General features: G+C 71.1%; 16 protein-coding genes. 12 read left to right on the forward strand and 4 right to left on the reverse strand.

Annotated elements, in window-relative coordinates:
• Positions 1 to 170 precede the first annotated feature (170 nt).
• The 4 genes from ACIREO_RS07825 to ACIREO_RS07840 all read left to right on the forward strand — a co-directional run bounded on the left by ACIREO_RS07825 (position 171) and on the right by ACIREO_RS07840 (position 3,222).
• On the forward strand, positions 171 to 1,184 hold the full coding sequence (locus ACIREO_RS07825) for an SPFH domain-containing protein (RefSeq protein WP_404106443.1): 1,014 nt from the start codon (positions 171 to 173) through the stop codon (positions 1,182 to 1,184).
• Positions 1,181 to 2,080, forward strand: coding sequence for a hypothetical protein (locus ACIREO_RS07830; protein ID WP_404106445.1), 900 nt, complete (start codon positions 1,181 to 1,183; stop codon positions 2,078 to 2,080). Before ACIREO_RS07825 ends, ACIREO_RS07830 begins: the two co-directional genes overlap by 4 nt.
• A 64-nt stretch (positions 2,081 to 2,144) precedes the next feature.
• A complete protein-coding gene (locus ACIREO_RS07835; RefSeq protein WP_404106769.1) occupies positions 2,145 to 2,645 on the forward strand; it encodes an NUDIX hydrolase in 501 nt (166 codons plus the stop codon).
• Between the two features lie 82 nt (positions 2,646 to 2,727).
• Positions 2,728 to 3,222 carry an FBP domain-containing protein gene (locus tag ACIREO_RS07840; protein WP_404106447.1) on the forward strand — a complete coding sequence of 165 codons (495 nt, stop codon included), beginning with the start codon at positions 2,728 to 2,730 and terminating at the stop codon, positions 3,220 to 3,222.
• A gap of 22 nt (positions 3,223 to 3,244) precedes the next feature.
• Here ACIREO_RS07840 and ACIREO_RS07845 read toward each other — a convergent pair whose 3' ends face one another.
• Positions 3,245 to 3,913, reverse strand: a complete 669-nt coding sequence (locus ACIREO_RS07845) for a GntR family transcriptional regulator (RefSeq protein WP_404106448.1) — start codon at positions 3,911 to 3,913, stop codon at positions 3,245 to 3,247.
• Positions 3,914 to 4,132: 219 nt separating this feature from the next.
• On the opposite strand from ACIREO_RS07845, the gene ACIREO_RS07850 reads away from it, so the two are divergent.
• The 3 genes from ACIREO_RS07850 to ACIREO_RS07860 are packed head-to-tail and all read left to right on the forward strand — an operon-like array spanning position 4,133 to position 7,535.
• Positions 4,133 to 5,158: an amidohydrolase family protein gene (locus tag ACIREO_RS07850; RefSeq protein ID WP_404106450.1), complete on the forward strand. Its 1,026-nt coding sequence runs from the start codon at positions 4,133 to 4,135 to the stop codon at positions 5,156 to 5,158.
• Between the two features lie 53 nt (positions 5,159 to 5,211).
• Positions 5,212 to 6,132 (forward strand): amidohydrolase family protein, encoded by a 921-nt coding sequence (locus ACIREO_RS07855; RefSeq protein WP_404106451.1) that lies wholly within the window; start codon positions 5,212 to 5,214, stop codon positions 6,130 to 6,132.
• Positions 6,133 to 6,176: 44 nt separating this feature from the next.
• Positions 6,177 to 7,535: an MFS transporter gene (locus tag ACIREO_RS07860; protein WP_404106453.1), complete on the forward strand. Its 1,359-nt coding sequence runs from the start codon at positions 6,177 to 6,179 to the stop codon at positions 7,533 to 7,535.
• On the opposite strand, the gene ACIREO_RS07865 is transcribed toward ACIREO_RS07860, so the two are convergent.
• Genes ACIREO_RS07865 through ACIREO_RS07875 form a run of 3 tightly spaced genes read right to left on the reverse strand, consistent with a single transcriptional unit; the run spans position 7,519 to position 10,408 of the window.
• Positions 7,519 to 8,334 (reverse strand): ABC transporter ATP-binding protein, encoded by an 816-nt coding sequence (locus ACIREO_RS07865; protein ID WP_404106454.1) that lies wholly within the window; start codon positions 8,332 to 8,334, stop codon positions 7,519 to 7,521. The two genes, ACIREO_RS07860 and ACIREO_RS07865, sit on opposite strands and share 17 nt — an antisense overlap.
• A gap of 8 nt (positions 8,335 to 8,342) precedes the next feature.
• Positions 8,343 to 9,440 carry a FecCD family ABC transporter permease gene (locus tag ACIREO_RS07870; protein ID WP_404106456.1) on the reverse strand — a complete coding sequence of 366 codons (1,098 nt, stop codon included), beginning with the start codon at positions 9,438 to 9,440 and terminating at the stop codon, positions 8,343 to 8,345.
• Positions 9,437 to 10,408 (reverse strand): FecCD family ABC transporter permease, encoded by a 972-nt coding sequence (locus tag ACIREO_RS07875; protein ID WP_404106458.1) that lies wholly within the window; start codon positions 10,406 to 10,408, stop codon positions 9,437 to 9,439. The genes ACIREO_RS07870 and ACIREO_RS07875 overlap by 4 nt, the downstream gene beginning before the upstream one ends.
• A gap of 274 nt (positions 10,409 to 10,682) precedes the next feature.
• Between ACIREO_RS07875 and ACIREO_RS07880 the strand changes: the two genes are divergently transcribed.
• The 5 genes from ACIREO_RS07880 (at position 10,683) to ACIREO_RS07900 (ending at position 16,037) form a co-directional block, all read left to right on the forward strand.
• Positions 10,683 to 11,663 carry an ABC transporter substrate-binding protein gene (locus tag ACIREO_RS07880; RefSeq protein WP_404106459.1) on the forward strand — a complete coding sequence of 327 codons (981 nt, stop codon included), beginning with the start codon at positions 10,683 to 10,685 and terminating at the stop codon, positions 11,661 to 11,663.
• Positions 11,660 to 12,448 (forward strand): 2,3-dihydro-2,3-dihydroxybenzoate dehydrogenase, encoded by a 789-nt coding sequence (locus ACIREO_RS07885; protein ID WP_404106461.1) that lies wholly within the window; start codon positions 11,660 to 11,662, stop codon positions 12,446 to 12,448. The genes ACIREO_RS07880 and ACIREO_RS07885 overlap by 4 nt, the downstream gene beginning before the upstream one ends.
• Positions 12,449 to 12,510: 62 nt before the next feature.
• Positions 12,511 to 13,710: an isochorismate synthase gene (locus ACIREO_RS07890; protein WP_404106462.1), complete on the forward strand. Its 1,200-nt coding sequence runs from the start codon at positions 12,511 to 12,513 to the stop codon at positions 13,708 to 13,710.
• Entirely contained in the window at positions 13,707 to 15,356 is a 1,650-nt protein-coding gene (locus ACIREO_RS07895; protein WP_404106464.1) for a (2,3-dihydroxybenzoyl)adenylate synthase, read from the forward strand. Before ACIREO_RS07890 ends, ACIREO_RS07895 begins: the two co-directional genes overlap by 4 nt.
• A gap of 48 nt (positions 15,357 to 15,404) precedes the next feature.
• Positions 15,405 to 16,037, forward strand: a complete 633-nt coding sequence (locus tag ACIREO_RS07900; RefSeq protein WP_404106465.1) for an isochorismatase family protein — start codon at positions 15,405 to 15,407, stop codon at positions 16,035 to 16,037.
• Positions 16,038 to 16,082: the final 45 nt, after the last annotated feature.

Genomic DNA, 16,082 nt, shown 5'->3' on the forward strand with positions numbered 1-16,082 from the left:
GCGGTCCACCCGCGCGCCGCACCGTGGGGACGGGGTCGGCGCACACCCGGCCGGCCGGTGGTCTTCGAGGAGACCGCCGGCCGGCCGCTTCACACCCCCCTTCTCGTCCTCTTGACGATATCCCTTGGCGCCCATTATCGTCGCCATGACGAGAAAGAGGGGTCCCCGAGATGGCCGACATCACCCGGCGCTTCGGCAGGCGGCACCTGCGCTCCGCGCCCACCGCCCACATCCGCCACCACAAGCGCGGCAGGCTCACACACGACGGGCCCGGCCTGAGCTTCTGGTACCGCTCGCTCTCGGCCGCGCTCTCCGAGGTCCCCATCGACGACCGCGAGCTGGCGATGGCGTTCCACGCCCGCACTGCCGACTTCCAGGACGTCACCGTGCAGGCGACCGTCACCTACCGGATCAGCGACCCCGCCGAGGCCGCCCGCCGGATCGACTTCTCGGTGGACCCCGACACCGGGATCTGGCGCGGCGCACCCCTGGAGCAGATCGCCACCCTGCTCACCGAGACCGCACAGCAGCACACCCTGGACGTCCTGGCACGCACTCCCCTCGCCACTGCCCTGGTGGACGGAGTCGCCGCCGTACGGGAACGGGTCGCCGACGGGCTCGCCGCCGAGCCCCGGCTTCCCGCCACCGGCATCGAGGTGGTCGCCGTGCGTGTCGTCGCCATCCGCCCCGAGGCCGAGGTCGAGCGCGCGCTGCGCACCCCGGCCAGGGAACAGATCCAGCAGGAGGCCGACCGGTCGGTGTACGAGCGCCGGGCCGTCGCGGTCGAGCGAGAGCGCACCATCGCCGAGAACGAGCTCGCCAGCAAGATCGAGCTGGCGCGTCGCGAGGAGCAGCTGGTCGACCAGCACGGCACCAACGCCCGCCGGGAGGCCGAGGAGAAGTCGGCGGCCGACGAGGTGCGTACGGCCGCCGAGGCCGCCCGCACCGTGCGCCTGGCCCGCGCGGAGGCGGAGGCCGCCCGCGACATCGGGGCGGCGCGGGCCGAGGCGCAGGCGGCCTGGCTGCGGGCGCACGCGGACGCCGACCCCGGCACGCTGCACGCCCTCGCCGCGACGCGCCTGGCCGAGAACCTGCCCCGCATCGACAGCCTCACGCTGTCCCCCGACGTCCTGACCGGTCTGCTCGCCAGGCTCGGCAGGCCGGAGCCGGAGACGCGGGCGTGAGCCTGGCCCCGCGGGCGGTGCTGGTGCACCGGACGACGGAGTACGAGGAGCTTCTGGCGCGGCACGGGACGCATGGGCAGGCGGCGTTCGTCCTGGCCGGACGTGGCCGCTCGGTCGAGGAGGTGGCAGAGCGTCACCGGCGGAACGAGCAGGCGCTCACCGAGGTGGCCGCCGCCGTTCCGCTGCGGTGGCGCCGGACCCGGGTGGAGCGGGCCGACCTCGACCGCTTCCTGTTCGCACCGGAGGACGTGGTCGTCGTGGTCGGGCAGGACGGCCTCGTCGCCAACGCCGCGAAGTACCTTTCCGGCCAGCCGGTGGTGGGCGTCGACACCGACCCGGGCCGCAATCCGGGAGTCCTCGTACGCCATCGGGCCCGTGACACGGCGGCGCTGTGCCGAGCCGCCACGTCGCCCGGCGGGCGGGTGGACGCCCTGACGATGGCCGAGGCCGTCGCCGACGACACGCAGCGGCTCCTCGCGCTCAACGAGATCTACCTCGGCCCTCCCGGCCATCAGACCGCCCGCTACCGCATCGGCCCTGACGACGCCCCGTCCGCCGGCGAGCCGCAGGCCTCCTCGGGCGTCCTGGTCGGCACCGGCACGGGCTCGACCGGCTGGCTGCGGTCTCTCTGGATCGAGCGCGGCAGCGCCCTGCGGCTGCCGGCCCCCTCCGATCCGCAGCTGGTCTGGTTCGTGCGCGAGGCCTGGCCCTCACCGGCCACCGGCACCTCGTCGGTCGCGGGCGAACTGGGGCGCCGGGACGGCCTCAGGCTCACCGTCGAGTGCGACCGGATGGTGGTGTTCGGCGACGGGATGGAATCCGACGCCCTGGAACTGACGTGGGGCCAGTCCATACGGGTCGGGGTCGCGGACACCACTCTGAACCTGGTGGCATGACCGCCGTGTGAGGATGACGGAGTCCGTGGGAACCGTGAGCGACGAGCCGGGAGCCGAGCAGCCCATGACCACCGATTCCGTGAATGTTCCGTCCCGGAACGCCCGTCCCCCACTGGCCCAGGCGGCCTTCGGGATAGGCGTCGTCGTACAGGACCGCGAGGGCAGGATCCTGCTGGGAAGACACCGCGGCGGCACCTGGGAGCTGCCCGGCGGCAAGGTCGACCCCACACACGAGTCGGTCGCCGCCGCCGCCGCTCGCGAGCTGCGTGAGGAGACGGGCCTGACGGTGTCCGAGGACGCCGTGTCCGTCTTCGCGATGGTGCACGACGTGGTGGGCGGCATCAACCGGATCAGCATGGCCGCACTGGTGAGGGTGGAGTCGGCGGTCCCCCAGGTCACCGAGCCGCACAACGTCAGCGCGTGGCGGTGGACGTCCCCCGAGGAGCTGCCGGGCCCCCTGTTCGATCCGTCGGCGCAGATCCTGGCCGTCTGGCGTCCCGATCTCGCCATCGAGTATCCGGCGGCCCATCATCTGCGGATCTCGCCGCTCCAGGAACCCGGCTAGGCCGGAGCCCTCCATCCCAGGTCCTGGCCTAGAACAATTAAATATTTGCCTAGGCCTCATAGGCAGAGTTAGCGTCGAACACATGAGAGCCGTCAATGAGCAGGACATCCGAGCGTCGTTCGTCAACTGTTCCAAGGGGGAGGCGAAGCGCCTGCCGCTCCCCCGCGACCTCGACGAGCGCCGCTGGGACGATCTGGACTTCCTCGGCTGGCGCGACCTCTCGGCCCCGGACCGGAGTTACATCGTCACCGAGCTGCGCGGCGAGCTGACCGGCATCACGCTCCGTTTCCCGTCCCAGCAGCGCGGCTGCACGCACCGCAGCATGTGTTCGGTCTGCCTCACCACGCACCCGGGCAGCGGGGTCTCGCTGATGACCGCCAGGAAGCGGGGACAGGCGGGCAGGGACGGCAACTCGGTGGGGATCTACCTCTGCACCGACCTCGACTGCTCGCTGTACGTGCGCGGCAGGAAGACACCCGCCCCCGGCGGGCGCTTCGAGGAGTCGCTGACCGTCGAGCAGCAGGTCGACCGGACCAGGAACAAGCTCACCGCGTTCCTGGACCTGCTCGACGCCTGACCGGCCGGGCGGGCCGCCTCCGTCAGCCGAGGCGGACCGGGGTCGGGGTCTCCCTCAGCGCCACGATGACACTCTCGACATGCGCCCGGGCGGCGGCCTCGGCCGCCTCCGGATCACCGGCCAGGACCGCGTCGATGATCGCCAGGTGCTGCGGCAGCGACTGCGCCGGACGCCCGGGGCGCAGCGCGAGACGGAACTGGTAGCGCACCATCTGGCCGTTCATGCGCTCGAGCAGGGCCTGGGCGACCTTCTGGTCGCTGACCTCGCCGAGGCACTCGTGCAGCCTGCGGTTCAGCACCGAGTAGGCGTCCGGATCACCGTCCTCCACGGCCCGGCTCATCGCCGAGCCGATGCCCTTCAGCTCCTGGCGCACCTCGTCCGTGGCGTACTCCGCCGCCCGCCTGGCACACAGCCCCTCCAGCAGGGCCCGGCACTCGGTGATCTGGATCGCCTCCTCGACGGAGATCACCCGCACCCGCGCCCCGCGCCGTGGAATCAGCTCCACCAGCCCCTCGGCCGCCAGATCCTGCAGCGCCTCCCGCACCGAGCTCCGTGTCGCCCCGAAGACCTCGGACAACTCCTGCTCGACCAGGCGCTGTCCTGGCACCATGTCGCCCGCAGCGAGCGCCTCCCTGATACCGCTGGAGACCGCGCTCCGGCCGGTCCTGCCGGTGACCTGATTCGACGTCACCCCTCCGCCTTCCGTACATCGTCGGGACATCCTCTTCGCCGCGTGCACCGCACGCCGTGACATCAGTGATGATGCCCGAAACTTTCTCGTCAGGCATATTGTCAACAATTTCATCGACGGTTACGGTGGCGTGGCGGACGGCAGGGCGGGAAAGGCCGGAGGCAGCTCCCGCCACGTACGCGCAGGCACCACACGCAGGCACTTCGAAGAGGAACCGCGATGATCATCGACTGCCACGGCCACTACACGACGGCCCCGCCCGCCCTGGAGGCCTGGCGGAATCAGCAGATCGAGGGGCTCGGGGACCCGTCCGTCTCCCCGCGAAGGGCTGACCTGAGGATCAGCGACGACGAGCTGCGCGAGACCATCGAGTCGAACCAGCTGCGGCTGATGGACGAGCGCGGCATCGACATGACGGTCTTCTCGCCCAGGGCGTCCTTCATGGCGCACCACGTCGGTGATTTCGGCACCTCCACCGAGTGGGCGGCCATCTGCAACGAGCTGTGCTTCCGCGTCAGCCGGCTGTATCCGGAGCGCTTCGTCCCCGCCGCCATGCTTCCGCAGTCCCCGGGCGTCGACCCCGCGACCTGTGTTCCCGAACTCACCAGGTGTGTGGAGGAGTACGGCGCCGTCGCGATCAACCTCAATCCGGACCCGTCCGGGGGGCACTGGACCTCTCCGCCTCTCACCGACCGCTCCTGGTACCCCCTGTACGAGAAGATGACCGAGTACGACATTCCGGCGATGGTCCACGTCAGCACCAGCGTGAATCCCGCGTTCCACACGACGGGGGCGCACTATCTGAACGCCGACACCACCGCGTTCATGCAGCTCGTGCAGGGCGACCTGTTCAGGGACTTCCCCACCCTCCGGCTGATCATCCCCCACGGCGGCGGCGCCGTCCCCTACCACTGGGGCAGGTTCCGCGGTCTGGCGATGGCACTCGGGAAGCCGCCGCTGGAGGAGCACGTCCTGGGCAACGTCTTCTTCGACACCTGCGTCTACCACCAGCCCGGTTCGGACCTCCTCTTCGACGTCGTCCCCACCCGGAACATCCTCTTCGCCTCGGAGATGATCGGCGCCGTCCGTGACATCGACCCCCGGACGGGCCATCACTTCGACGACACGCGCCGCTACACCGAGGTCGCCGGACTGTCCCCGGACAGGCTGGCCGACATCCAGGAGCACAACGCGCGCTCCGTGTACCCGCGCCTGGACGCCCTGCTGAAGCGCCAGGGCCGCTGAACCCGCAGGCGGACCCACGCCCCGGCCGTTCCCATCTGCCTCCAGGAGATTCCATGAGTGTGCGTTCCCCCAAGACTCCCGGCTGGCTGGACTGGTACCAGGACCCGTCCGTGCCCACGTTCCGGCTGCCGGAGGGCACCGTCGACGCCCACTGCCATGTGTTCGGGCCGCAGGCCGACTTCCCTTTCGCCCCTGAGCGCAAGTACACGCCCTGTGACGCCGGGAGGAGCGAACTCGCCGCGCTCCACGCCCATCTCGGCGTCAGCCGCGCCGTCATCGTCCAGGCCACCTGTCACGGCGCGGACAACACCGCCATGACCGACGCGGTCCGCGCGGCCGGCGACCGGGCACGCGGCATCGCGACCGTCCGGCCGGACGTCTCCGACGCCGAACTGCGCGAGCTGCACGCGGCCGGCGTGCGCGGGGTGCGCTTCAACTTCCTGCGCCGTCTGGTCAGCACCTCCCCGAAGGAGGCCCTGACCGCGATCGCCGAGAAGATCGCCCCGCTCGGCTGGCACATCGTGCTCTACTTCGAGAGCGCCGACCTCCCCGAACTGGGGGACTTCTTCGGCTCCCTGCCCGCACCGCTCGTGGTCGACCACATGGGCCGGCCGGATGTGACCCTGCCGGTGGACGGCCCGCAGTTCAGCCGCTTCCTCCGCTTCGTCGACTCCAACGACGTATGGGTGAAGGTGAGCTGCCCCGAGCGCCTCAGCGTGACCGGTCCCGCCGCCCTCGGCGGTGAGAGGCACGCCTACACCGATGTCGTGCCCTTCGGCCGCCGCATGGTCGAGGAGTTCGGGGACCGGGTCCTGTGGGGCACGGACTGGCCCCATCCCAATCTCACGGACCACATGCCCGACGACGGCCTCCTCGTCGACCACGTGCCGCACATCGCGGTCACCCCCGAGCAGCAGCACCGGCTCCTCGTCGCCAACCCGATGAGCCTGTACTGGCCCGGCGAAGCCGTCTGAGGTCTCTCCCCGCCCGCACCCGCACTCCGACAGGGACCGTCCCCATGCAGCACGCCAATGCGGCGAACCGGCTGGACCGGCTGCCGATCTCCCGCTTCCACAAGACCACCCTGCTGGCCGTCGCCTTCGCGTACTTCTTCGAGTTCGCGGACATCAACAGCTTCGCGACGACCGCTCCCAAGCTCATCGACCTCTGGGGTGTGACGGTCGACCAGGTCGCCTACGTCACCTCGCTGTCGTTCGTCGGCATGTTCCTCGGCTCCGTCGTCGCGGGAGCCGTCGCCGACCGGTGGGGCCGCAAGAAGACCCTGCTCCGCACCACCCTGTTCTTCGGCTTCTTCTCGTTCGTCTCGGTGTTCTCGTGGGACGTCGTCTCGCTGGGCGTCTTCCGGGTGCTCACCTCGGCGGGGCTGTCCGCGATGACGGTCGTGGCGGTCATCTACGTCAACGAGATGTATCCGGCCGCGGTCCGCGGCAAGTACCAGGCCTACGCGATGGTCATCGGCATCTGCGGCACGCCGGCCACCAACCTGATCGCCAGTCTCGTCGTCCCGCTCAGCGACTGGTCCTGGCGGCTGGTCTATCTGTGGGGTGCGCTCGGCATCCTCCTCGTGCTGTTCACCAAGCACCTCAAGGAGTCCCCCCGCTGGCACGAGAGCAGGGGCGACCACGCCGCGGCCGACGAGGTCCTGCGTGAGATCGAGGCGAGGGTCAGCGCGGAGAAGGGGCCGCTGGCCGAACCGGCGGCGCCCGTCGAGGAGCCCCCGGCGGTCAAGGCCCCGCTGCGTCTGCTGCTGCGGAAGAGGTACCTCGCGCCGACCCTCCTGCTCACCGTCCTGTGGGTGACCCAGACCATCGGCTTCTTCGGCTACTCCAGCTGGGCACCCACCCTGCTCTCCAAGGAGGGCTTCAGCGTCGAGAAGTCCGTCTTCTACGTCGCTCTCACCACGGTCGGCGCGCCCCTCGGCTCCTATCTGGCCTCCCTGGTCACCGACCGGTTCGAACGCAAGTGGTGTCTCGTCGCCTTCGGCACGGTCATCGCGGTGTGCGGTCTGCTGTACGGGCTGACCTTCGACCCGATCCTCATCGTGGTCTTCGGCTTCCTGGTGAACCTCTTCGAGCGCGGCTACACCGCCCTCGCGTACGCCTACTCCCCCGAGCTCTTCGACACCCGGAGCCGTTCGCTGGGGACGGGCATCACCTACGGGATCGGCCGGCTGTCGAACGCCGCAGGCCCGCTGATCATCGCGGCGCTCTACAACCGCACCGGCTACCAGAGCGTCTTCTACTTCATCGCCGGCGTCTGGATGGTGGGCGCCGTGGCCCTGGCCGTGTTCGGCCCCCGGACCCGGCCGTCCCGGCCGGCCGTACGGGAGCCGAAGCCCGTCACGTCCGCGTCGTGAGCCTGCTCCTCGGCACCACGACCGGTGAGGCGTCGCCCGGTGCGCCGAGTATGTCGGCGTCGACCCCGTAGAGCTCCTTCACCAGTGCCTCGTCGACCGTCGCGGCCGGCTCGCCCCGGGCGACGACCCGCCCGTCCTTCATGGCCACCAGGAGATCGGCGTAGCGGGCCGCGGCTGCCAGGTCGTGCTGCACCATGACGACGGTGCGGCCGGTGGCGGCGACCTCCCTCACCAGTTCCAGGACTTCCACGGCATGGCCGAGATCGAGGGCGCTGGTGGGTTCGTCGAGCAGGATGACCGGGGTGTGCTGGGCGAGGACCATCGCGAGCCAGCAGCGCTGGCGCTGGCCACCGGAGAGCCTGTCGAGGCGCTCGGCGGCCAGTCCGGTCGTTCCGGTGGCCTCCAGCGCGTCGCGTACGGCGCTCTCGTCCTCCTTGGACCACTGGCGCAGCAGGCCCTGCTGGGGGTGGCGGCCGTAGCGCACGAGCCCGGCCACCGTGACGGCCTCCGGGGCGCGCGGCGACTGGGGCAGCAGTGCGACGCGATGGGCGGCCCGGCGCCGGCCGACCTCCCAGATGTCCTCGCCGCCGACCCGGACGGTTCCCGACTCGGGCCGGTGCAGGCGCGCGACGGTGCGCAGAAGGGTCGACTTCCCGCAGCCGTTGGGGCCGATGATCGCGACGACCTGTCCGGCCGGGACGGTGAAGCCGACGTTCTCGACGACGGGACGGCCGGAGTATCCGGCGTGGAGCGCGGTCACTTCGAGACCGGGGGCGGTCTCGCGGGGTACGTCGGTCATGGGGGTGGTCAGGCCTTTCCGGTGGCACGGTCCGGGCGGAACAGGACCCAGAGCAGGAAGGGGCCGCCGAGGACGCTCGTGACGACGCCGACGGGCAGTTCGACGGGGGCGGCGACCCGCCCCAGGGCGTCGGCAGCGGCGATCAGTGCCGCGCCGGTCAGTGCGGAGCCGGTGACCGGGACCCGGGTGGGTCCGGCCATCCGCTGGGCCAGGATCGGGGCGGCGAGGGCCACGAAGGCGATGGGGCCGCCCACGCCGACGGCTGTGCCCGCGAGGGCGACGGCGAGGGCGAGCGCGCCCGCGCGCAGCCGGCGCAGGTCGACGCCGAGCGAGGCCGCCACGTCGTCGTCGAAGCGCAGGAGTTGCAGCCGGTGGCCGACGGCCAGGGAGAGCGGGACCAGGACGAGCAGGACGAGTGCCAGCGGCGTACCGACGGCCCAGTCCCGGCCGTTGAGGCTTCCCACGGCCCAGAGGAAGACGCCGCCCGCCGTGTTGTCGTTCTCGCGGGACATGATCAGGTCGCCCACCGCACCGAGGAACGTGGAGACACCGATGCCGGTCACGAGGACGCGGTAACCGGCGCTTCCGGCTCCGCCCGCGCACAGGACGACGATCCCGGCGGCGGCGACGGCACCGATCGGGCCGAGCCACCAGTTTCCCACCATGCCGGTCGTGGAGCCCGCCGCGGCGGCGACGACGGCCGCGGTGGCGCCGTCGTTGACACCGACCAGGTCGGGGGTGGCGAGGCGGTTGCCCGCCAGGGTCTGGGTGAGGCAGCCGGCGATGCCGAGCGCGGCCCCGACGAGGAGGCCGGCGAAGACACGGGGCAGCCGGAAGTCCCGCACGATCATGACGGTGCCCGGGTCGCCCGTACCGAGAAGTCCGGAGACGGTTTCCGACAGGCTCATTCCGGTCGAACTCGCCACCACCGCCAGGGCGATGAGGACGACGAGGACCGGCAGGAGGACCGCGGCGGCGAGCGCGCTGCGGCGCGGGAGGAGCCAGGAGTACCCGCCCTTGCGCAGCACGGTGCTGTCGGGGGGAGTCACGTCGGCAACACCGGTACGGGAGGCGGCGCCGCCGGCCGTTCTCCTCAGGTCGGTCATGCCTCGGCCCCCGCGGTGGACAGCCGGGAGGAGCGCGCGATCCAGACGAGCAGCGGACCGCCCACGAAGGCGAGCAGCACACTGACCGGTGTCTCCCACGGCCGGATGACGACTCTGGCGAGAATGTCGGCCAGGATCATGATGTCGGCCGCGATCAGTGCGGACAGGACGAGTTGGGCGGTCATACGCGGCCCGGTCAGCGCTCTCGCAGCATACGGGGCCAGCAGACCCAGGAAGGCGATGGGCCCGGCGACGGCGACCGCGCACCCGGCGAGCAGCGAGACCGCTCCGGCGACGACCAGCCGGATCCGGCCGGGGTGGTGTCCGAGCGAGCGGGCGCCGTCGTCCCCGAGGCCGAGTGCCGACAGCGGGCGGGCGCAGCCGAGCGCGGTGAGCAGACCGAGAGCCACCAGCGGCAGCAGGGGGACGAGATCGGGGGTCTCCACCCCTGCGAGCGAGCCGATGGTCCAGTACCGGTAGGTGTCGAAGGTCGACTGCGTGCCGAGCAGGACGTAGGAGGTGCAGCCGTGGAAGGTGGCGCCCAGCGCGGATCCGGCCAGGACGAGGCGCAGCGGTGAGCCCGCCGTACGTCCCGATCCGGCGAAGAGCAGGACGACGGCGCTTGCCGCCATGCCCCCGACGAGTGCCCACACGAGCAGCGCGCCCGGCGAGTCGGCGCCGAAGAAGGTGAGCCCGAGGACAACGGCGAAGGCCGCACCGGAGTTGACGCCCAGCAGACCGGTTTCGGCCAGCGGATTGCGGGTGGCGGCCTGGAGCAGACAGCCGGCCGCGCCGAGGCAGGTGCCCACGAGGAGCGCGGCGAGCGTACGCGGAAGGCGTACGTCCATGACGGCCAGCCGGATCTGCGCATCGGCGCGGGCGGCGGGATCACCGAGGAGGAAGTCCCAGGCACGCCCCGCAGGGCTTTCACCTGTGCCTATGACGAGTGAGAGCAGCACGAGGGCCATGAGGAGAAGCAGAAGTCCCGTGATGACCCAGGGGGTTGAGCGGCCCGGCGACGGTGGTGTTTCGGATGGGCGGGATCCGGCTGACCTTGGCCGACCCCCTTGCGCTATCGACATAAGGGTAGCCTAACCTAATTGCACTCGTCCGGTTCTGGCGGGTCGCGGGCACACCTATGCCCTGAAGTGGTGCGATGCGTACCGCTTCTCTCCGGTTCGGACTGCGGAGAGCGCCCCGCCGGAACAGGATTCGTCTGAACACAAACGGAGATCCAAGGCCATGGCGCCGTATTCGCCCCCCTCGTCCCGCGGTTTCCCACGTCCCGTCGTGTCGGCGACCCTGCTCACGCTCTGCGCTCTCGCCCTGAGCGCCTGCGGATCCGAGGACAAGGCCGCCGCATCGGTCGACTCGGGCGGAGCGACGGCCCAGGTGACGGACGCGACCGGCACGAAGGTGAACACACCGGACAGCCCGAAGCGCGTGGTCGCTCTCAGCGAGATGGACCTGGACGCCGCCCTCGCCCTGGGCGTCGAGCCGGTGGGTCTGACCGCGGGACGCGGCCAGAAGGGCGCCCCCCAGTACCTCGCGGACCAGGCGAGGGGCATCCCCGTGGTGGGCGCAGTCACGGGCCCGGACATCGAGAAGGTCGTCCAGGCGAAGCCGGATGTGATCCTCGCCGGGCAGCTGGCCGACCAGCAGGTGCTCGCCCAGCTCCGGAAGATCGCGCCCACGGTCGTCACCATCGACAGCACCAAGGACTGGAAGAAGGCCCTCGAGCTCACCGGCACGGCGCTCGGCAGGTCCGACGAAGCCGAGAAGTTCCTCGCCGGCTACGAGACCGAGGCGGCGGCTCTCAGGGCCGACCTCGGCCCGCAGGCCGGCGCGAGCGTGTCCGTCGCCCGTTACTCGGCCAAGGGCACCGCGGTCATGCAGCAGGGCGTCTTCATCAGTGACGTGCTGAAGGACCTCGGCTTCGAACGCCCCGGCATCCAGAACGACAAGGGCGAGGGGCACTCGACGCCGCTCAGCGACGAGAACCTCGACGAGATCGACGGCGACTGGCTGTTCATCGGCTCCCTCGACGCCGGCACCGACGCCGGCCTCCTCGACGATCTGGCGAAGAAGCCCGCCTACCAGCAGCTGGGCGCCGTGCGTGACAAGCAGTCGACCGTCGTCGACGGGACCAGGTGGACCAGCCTCGGCGGTGCGCAGGCAGCCGTCTCGGTGCTCGACGACATCCGGAAGGCGATGGTCAAGTGAACACCGAGCAGGAACTCAGCGGCAGGCTCGCCCTCGTGACGGGAGCGGGACGCGGCATAGGCGAGGCGGTTGTCAACGCCCTGGCCGGCCGTGGCGCCCGCGTCCTCGCCACCGACCTGGCCCCGGACGGCATCGCCGCGCTGAAGAAGACGCACGAGGGCCTGGTGACCGCGCGCACGCTCGACGTGACGGACCCCACGGCCGTCGAGGACCTCGTCGCGGAGGCCGAGGGCACACTCGGCCCGCTGGACATCGCGGTCAACGTGGCCGGAATCCTGCGTGGTTCGCCGGTCGCGGACCTGTCGGACGAGGAGTGGGCGGCCACGTTCGCCGTCAACACCCATGGTGTGTTCCATGTGTCGAGGTCGGTCTCCCGCCGGATGACCGAGCGGGGTTCGGGCAGCATCGTCACCGTCGCCTCCAACGCCGCCGGCATCCCCCGTACGAACATGGCGGCGTACGCCGCCTCCAAGGCGGCGGCCGTGATGTTCACCAAATGCCTCGGCCTCGAAGTGGCGCCCCAGGGCGTCCGGTGCAACACCGTCTCCCCCGGTTCGACCCTCACCGACATGCAGCGCGGTATGTGGACGCCGGGGGACGAGGAGGCCGCCGCCCGCCGCGTCATCGAGGGGGACGCGGCGACGTATCGCACCGGCATTCCACTCGGCCGGATAGCTGACCCCTCCGACATAGCCGACGCGGTCGCCTTCCTGGTGTCCGACCGCGCCCGGCACATCACCATGCACGACCTGTATGTCGACGGCGGGGCCACCCTGCGGGCCTGACACCCCGCTCCGCCCGCCCTTCATCCTGCCGACGCTCGAGCAATCCCCACTGGAGACCACCCATGTCTGCCTCTCTGCGCGTCCCCGCCGTTCCTCCCCCACTCGACTCCCCCGGCGCGGCGACAAACCTGCTGGAGGCCTATCGGCCCGGCACGGACCGCTTCCTGGCCACCCCCCTGCACACTCTGCTCGGCTCCGGCACCAGGGCGCAGGTGCCGCACGACTCACGTCCCCTGCCCCTGCGGGTGCAGGAAGTCCTGGACGCCGCCCGGCGTGCGGGCGACCCCGCCCCGGTCGTCGTGGGCTCCGTACCCTTCGCGCCCGGCGGTGCGGCCGAACTGGCCGTCCCGGAAACCGTCCGGTGGGCGACCGCCCTGCGCGCGGACCCGCTCATCGCGCTGCACGGCCCCGACGCCGGCCGGGAAGACGCCTGGCGGATACGTGAGGTGCCTGCCGCGGAGGAGTACGCCGCGGCGGTCGCCGCCGCCGTGAAGCGCATGCGCGCGGGTGAGTTCGACAAGGTCGTCCTCGCCCGCACCCTGGAACTGACCTCGGCCCGTGAACTCGATCTGCCGGCCATGCTGAGCCGGCTGGCGCGCCGTGACCCCGACGGTTACACCTTCGCCGTTCCCAGCGGCCCGGGCCGTACGCTGGTGGGTGCGAGCCCCGAGCTGCTCGTGGCCCGCCGGGGCGGCCGGCTCGTCGCCAACCCGCTGGCGGGATCCGCGCAGCGCAGCAGCGACCTGGCGGAGGACGTCCGCAGGGCGGCCGCGCTGCTGGACTCACCGAAGGACCTCCACGAGCACGCGGTCGTCGTCGATGCCATCCGGGAGGCACTCGCCCCGTTCTGCGCGCGGCTCGACGTCCCCGAACGTCCCACGCTCGTACGGACCGCCGCGATGTGGCACCTGTCGACAACCCTGACGGGTGAGCTGCGCGACCCCGCGTCCACCGCCCTGGACCTGGCGTCGGCACTGCATCCCACTCCCGCGGTCTGCGGCACGCCGACCGAGGTGGCCCGTCAGGTCATCGCGGATTCCGAGCCCTTCGACCGCGGTGCGTACACCGGCATGGTCGGCTGGCAGAACGCGGACGGTGACGGCGACTGGGTGGTGACCATCCGCTGCGCCGAGGCCGAGGGCCGCACCCTGCGGCTGTTCGCCGGCGCGGGTGTGGTCGCGGAGTCCTCACCTGCCGCCGAGACGGCGGAGACCGGGGCCAAGTTCCGTACTTTCCTGAGCGCCGTGGGAGCCGCCCTGTGAACGCCCTCCGAGTAGCTGACGCACCTACCTGGCCCGCCGAGTTCGCCGAGCGCTACCGCGCGGCGGGCCACTGGCGCGGGGAGACGTTCGGCGGTGTGCTGCGCGAGCGCGCCGCCGCGCACCCCGACCGCGTGGCGGTCGTCGACCCGGCCCCGGAACGCCGCGAGTGGACGTACGGGGAACTGGACGAGCGGGCCTCCCGGCTGGCCGCCGGGTTCGCGGCGCGCGGGATCTCCCCGGGCGACCGGGTCGTCGTACAACTCCCGAACATCGCCGAGTTCATCGAAGTGGTCTTCGCCCTCTTCCGGATCGGCGCGCTGCCCGTCTACGCGCTCCCCGCGCACCGGGAGACGGAGATCGAGTACTTCTGCTCGTTCACCGAGGCCGTCGCCTACGTGGTCCCGGACCGGCACGCCGGCTTCGACCACCTCGCGCTCGCGTCGAAGGTCAAGGAGAGTACGCCGAGCCTGAAGCACGTGTTCGTGGTCGGTGCGCCGGGCGAGCACACCGCCCTGTCCGAGGTGCCCTGCGCACCCACGGGAGCCGGGTACGAGCCGGCGCCGCACGATCTGGCGTTCCTCCAGCTGTCGGGCGGCACGACGGGTGTTCCCAAGCTCATCCCCCGTACGCATGACGACTACATCTACTCGCTGCGCGGATCCAACGAGATCTGCGGCGTGGACGGTGACACCCGCTTCCTCGTCGTGCTGCCTGCCGCGCACAACTTCCCGATGAGCTCCCCGGGCTGGCTCGGAGCGCTGTACGCCGGGGGGACCGTGGTCCTGTGTTCCCGCCCCGATCCGGCGACCGCTTTCCCGCTCGTGGAAAGCGAACGCGTCACGATGACGGGGATGGTGCCGCCCCTCGCGCTGATCTGGACGGAGGCCGGCCCCGGCGCCGAGCACGATCTGTCGAGCCTGGAACTGATCCTGGTCGGCGGCGCCAAGTACAGCGAGGCTGCCGCCCGCCGGCTGGAGCCCGCTCTGGGGTGCCGGCTGATGCAGGTCTTCGGCATGGCCGAGGGCCTCGTCAACTACACACGTCTGGACGACGACCACGAGACCGTGGTCACCACGCAGGGCCTGCCGATCTCCGAGGACGACGAGATACGTGTCGTCGACGACGCGGACGAGGACGTGCCCGAGGGGGGTTTCGGGCATCTGCTGACCCGTGGCCCGTACACGATCCGGGGCTACTGGCGGGCGCCCGAGCACAACCGGAAGTCCTTCACCGAGGACGGCTTCTACCGCACCGGTGACATCGTGCGCCGCACACCGACGGGCCACCTCGTCGTCGAAGGACGCGCCAAGGACCAGATCAACCGGGGCGGTGAGAAGGTCGCACCGGAGGAGATCGAGAACATCATCCTCGGTCATCCCTCGGTGCACGACGTGTCCGTCGTGGGGGTGGCCGACGCGTACCTGGGGGAACGCAGCCTCGCCTACGTCATCCTCCGCGAGGGCGTCGAGCCCCTGAAGCCGGCCGCGATCAAACGCCTCGTGCGTGAACGCGGTGTCGCCGCGTACAAGATTCCCGACCTCGTCGAATTCGTCGGGACGTTCCCGCAGACCGGGATCGGCAAGGTCAGCAAGAAGGGACTGCGCTCCGACGCGGTCCCCGGCCGGCCCGCGTCCGATCAGCATTGAGTTCAGCACCGAGTTCCGCCCAGAGCGGTACCGAAAGGTTCCACCCCCATGGCTCTTCCCGCCATCGCTTCCTACGCACTGCCGACCGAGGCCGAACTGCCCGCGAACCGCGTGGACTGGACCGTCGACCCCGCGCGGGCCGTACTGCTGGTCCATGACCTGCAGAACCACTTCCTCGGCGCGTTCCCGCCAGGGGAGCAGCCGCTCACCGGCATGCTCGAGAACACGTCCCGCGTCATCGAGGAGTTCCGCCGCCTCGGTGTGCCGGTCGTCTACTCGGTGCAGCGCGGCGGTCAGACGGCGGAGGAACGCGGTCTCCAGCTCGACTTCTGGGGTCCCGGTGCCGCCGACGACCCGGAGGCGCTGGCGATCCCCGGCATCGTCGCTCCCGCGGACGGCGACACCGTCCTGACCAAATGGAAGTACAGCGCGTTCGTGCGCACCGAACTGGAGTCCCTGCTGCGCGCGTCCGGCCGCGACCAGTTGGTGATCACCGGTGTGTACGCGCACATCGGGGTGCTCATGAGCGCCTGCGACGCGTGGATGCGTGACATCCAGGCCTTCCTGGTCGCCGACGCCGTGGCGGACTTCTCGCGCGAGGACCACGACATGGCCCTGCGCTGGGCCACGGGCCGCTGCGCGGTCGTCACGTCGACCGACGCGCTCCTGAAGGGGGTCTGAACACCGTGGCGCTCACCCTTGAACTGATCCGCCACGACCTCGCCG

The organism is Streptomyces sp. NPDC102441 (assembly GCF_044765585.1).
In the GTDB taxonomy this organism is placed as follows: domain Bacteria; phylum Actinomycetota; class Actinomycetes; order Streptomycetales; family Streptomycetaceae; genus Streptomyces.

Excerpts from the sequence above, each read along its gene's own strand:
- ACIREO_RS07825 (WP_404106443.1), top strand. The coding sequence starts at position 171 with ATGGCCGACATCACCCGGCGCTTCGGCAGGCGGCACCTGCGCTCCGCG.
- ACIREO_RS07835 (WP_404106769.1), top strand. The coding sequence starts at position 2,145 with ATGACCACCGATTCCGTGAATGTTCCGTCCCGGAACGCCCGTCCCCCA.
- ACIREO_RS07840 (WP_404106447.1), top strand. The coding sequence starts at position 2,728 with ATGAGAGCCGTCAATGAGCAGGACATCCGAGCGTCGTTCGTCAACTGT.
- ACIREO_RS07850 (WP_404106450.1), top strand. The coding sequence starts at position 4,133 with ATGATCATCGACTGCCACGGCCACTACACGACGGCCCCGCCCGCCCTG.
- ACIREO_RS07855 (WP_404106451.1), top strand. The coding sequence starts at position 5,212 with ATGAGTGTGCGTTCCCCCAAGACTCCCGGCTGGCTGGACTGGTACCAG.
- ACIREO_RS07860 (WP_404106453.1), top strand. The coding sequence starts at position 6,177 with ATGCAGCACGCCAATGCGGCGAACCGGCTGGACCGGCTGCCGATCTCC.
- ACIREO_RS07865 (WP_404106454.1), bottom strand. The coding sequence starts at position 8,334 with ATGACCGACGTACCCCGCGAGACCGCCCCCGGTCTCGAAGTGACCGCG.
- ACIREO_RS07870 (WP_404106456.1), bottom strand. The coding sequence starts at position 9,440 with ATGACCGACCTGAGGAGAACGGCCGGCGGCGCCGCCTCCCGTACCGGT.
- ACIREO_RS07875 (WP_404106458.1), bottom strand. The coding sequence starts at position 10,408 with ATGGCCCTCGTGCTGCTCTCACTCGTCATAGGCACAGGTGAAAGCCCT.
- ACIREO_RS07880 (WP_404106459.1), top strand. The coding sequence starts at position 10,683 with ATGGCGCCGTATTCGCCCCCCTCGTCCCGCGGTTTCCCACGTCCCGTC.
- ACIREO_RS07890 (WP_404106462.1), top strand. The coding sequence starts at position 12,511 with ATGTCTGCCTCTCTGCGCGTCCCCGCCGTTCCTCCCCCACTCGACTCC.
- ACIREO_RS07900 (WP_404106465.1), top strand. The coding sequence starts at position 15,405 with ATGGCTCTTCCCGCCATCGCTTCCTACGCACTGCCGACCGAGGCCGAA.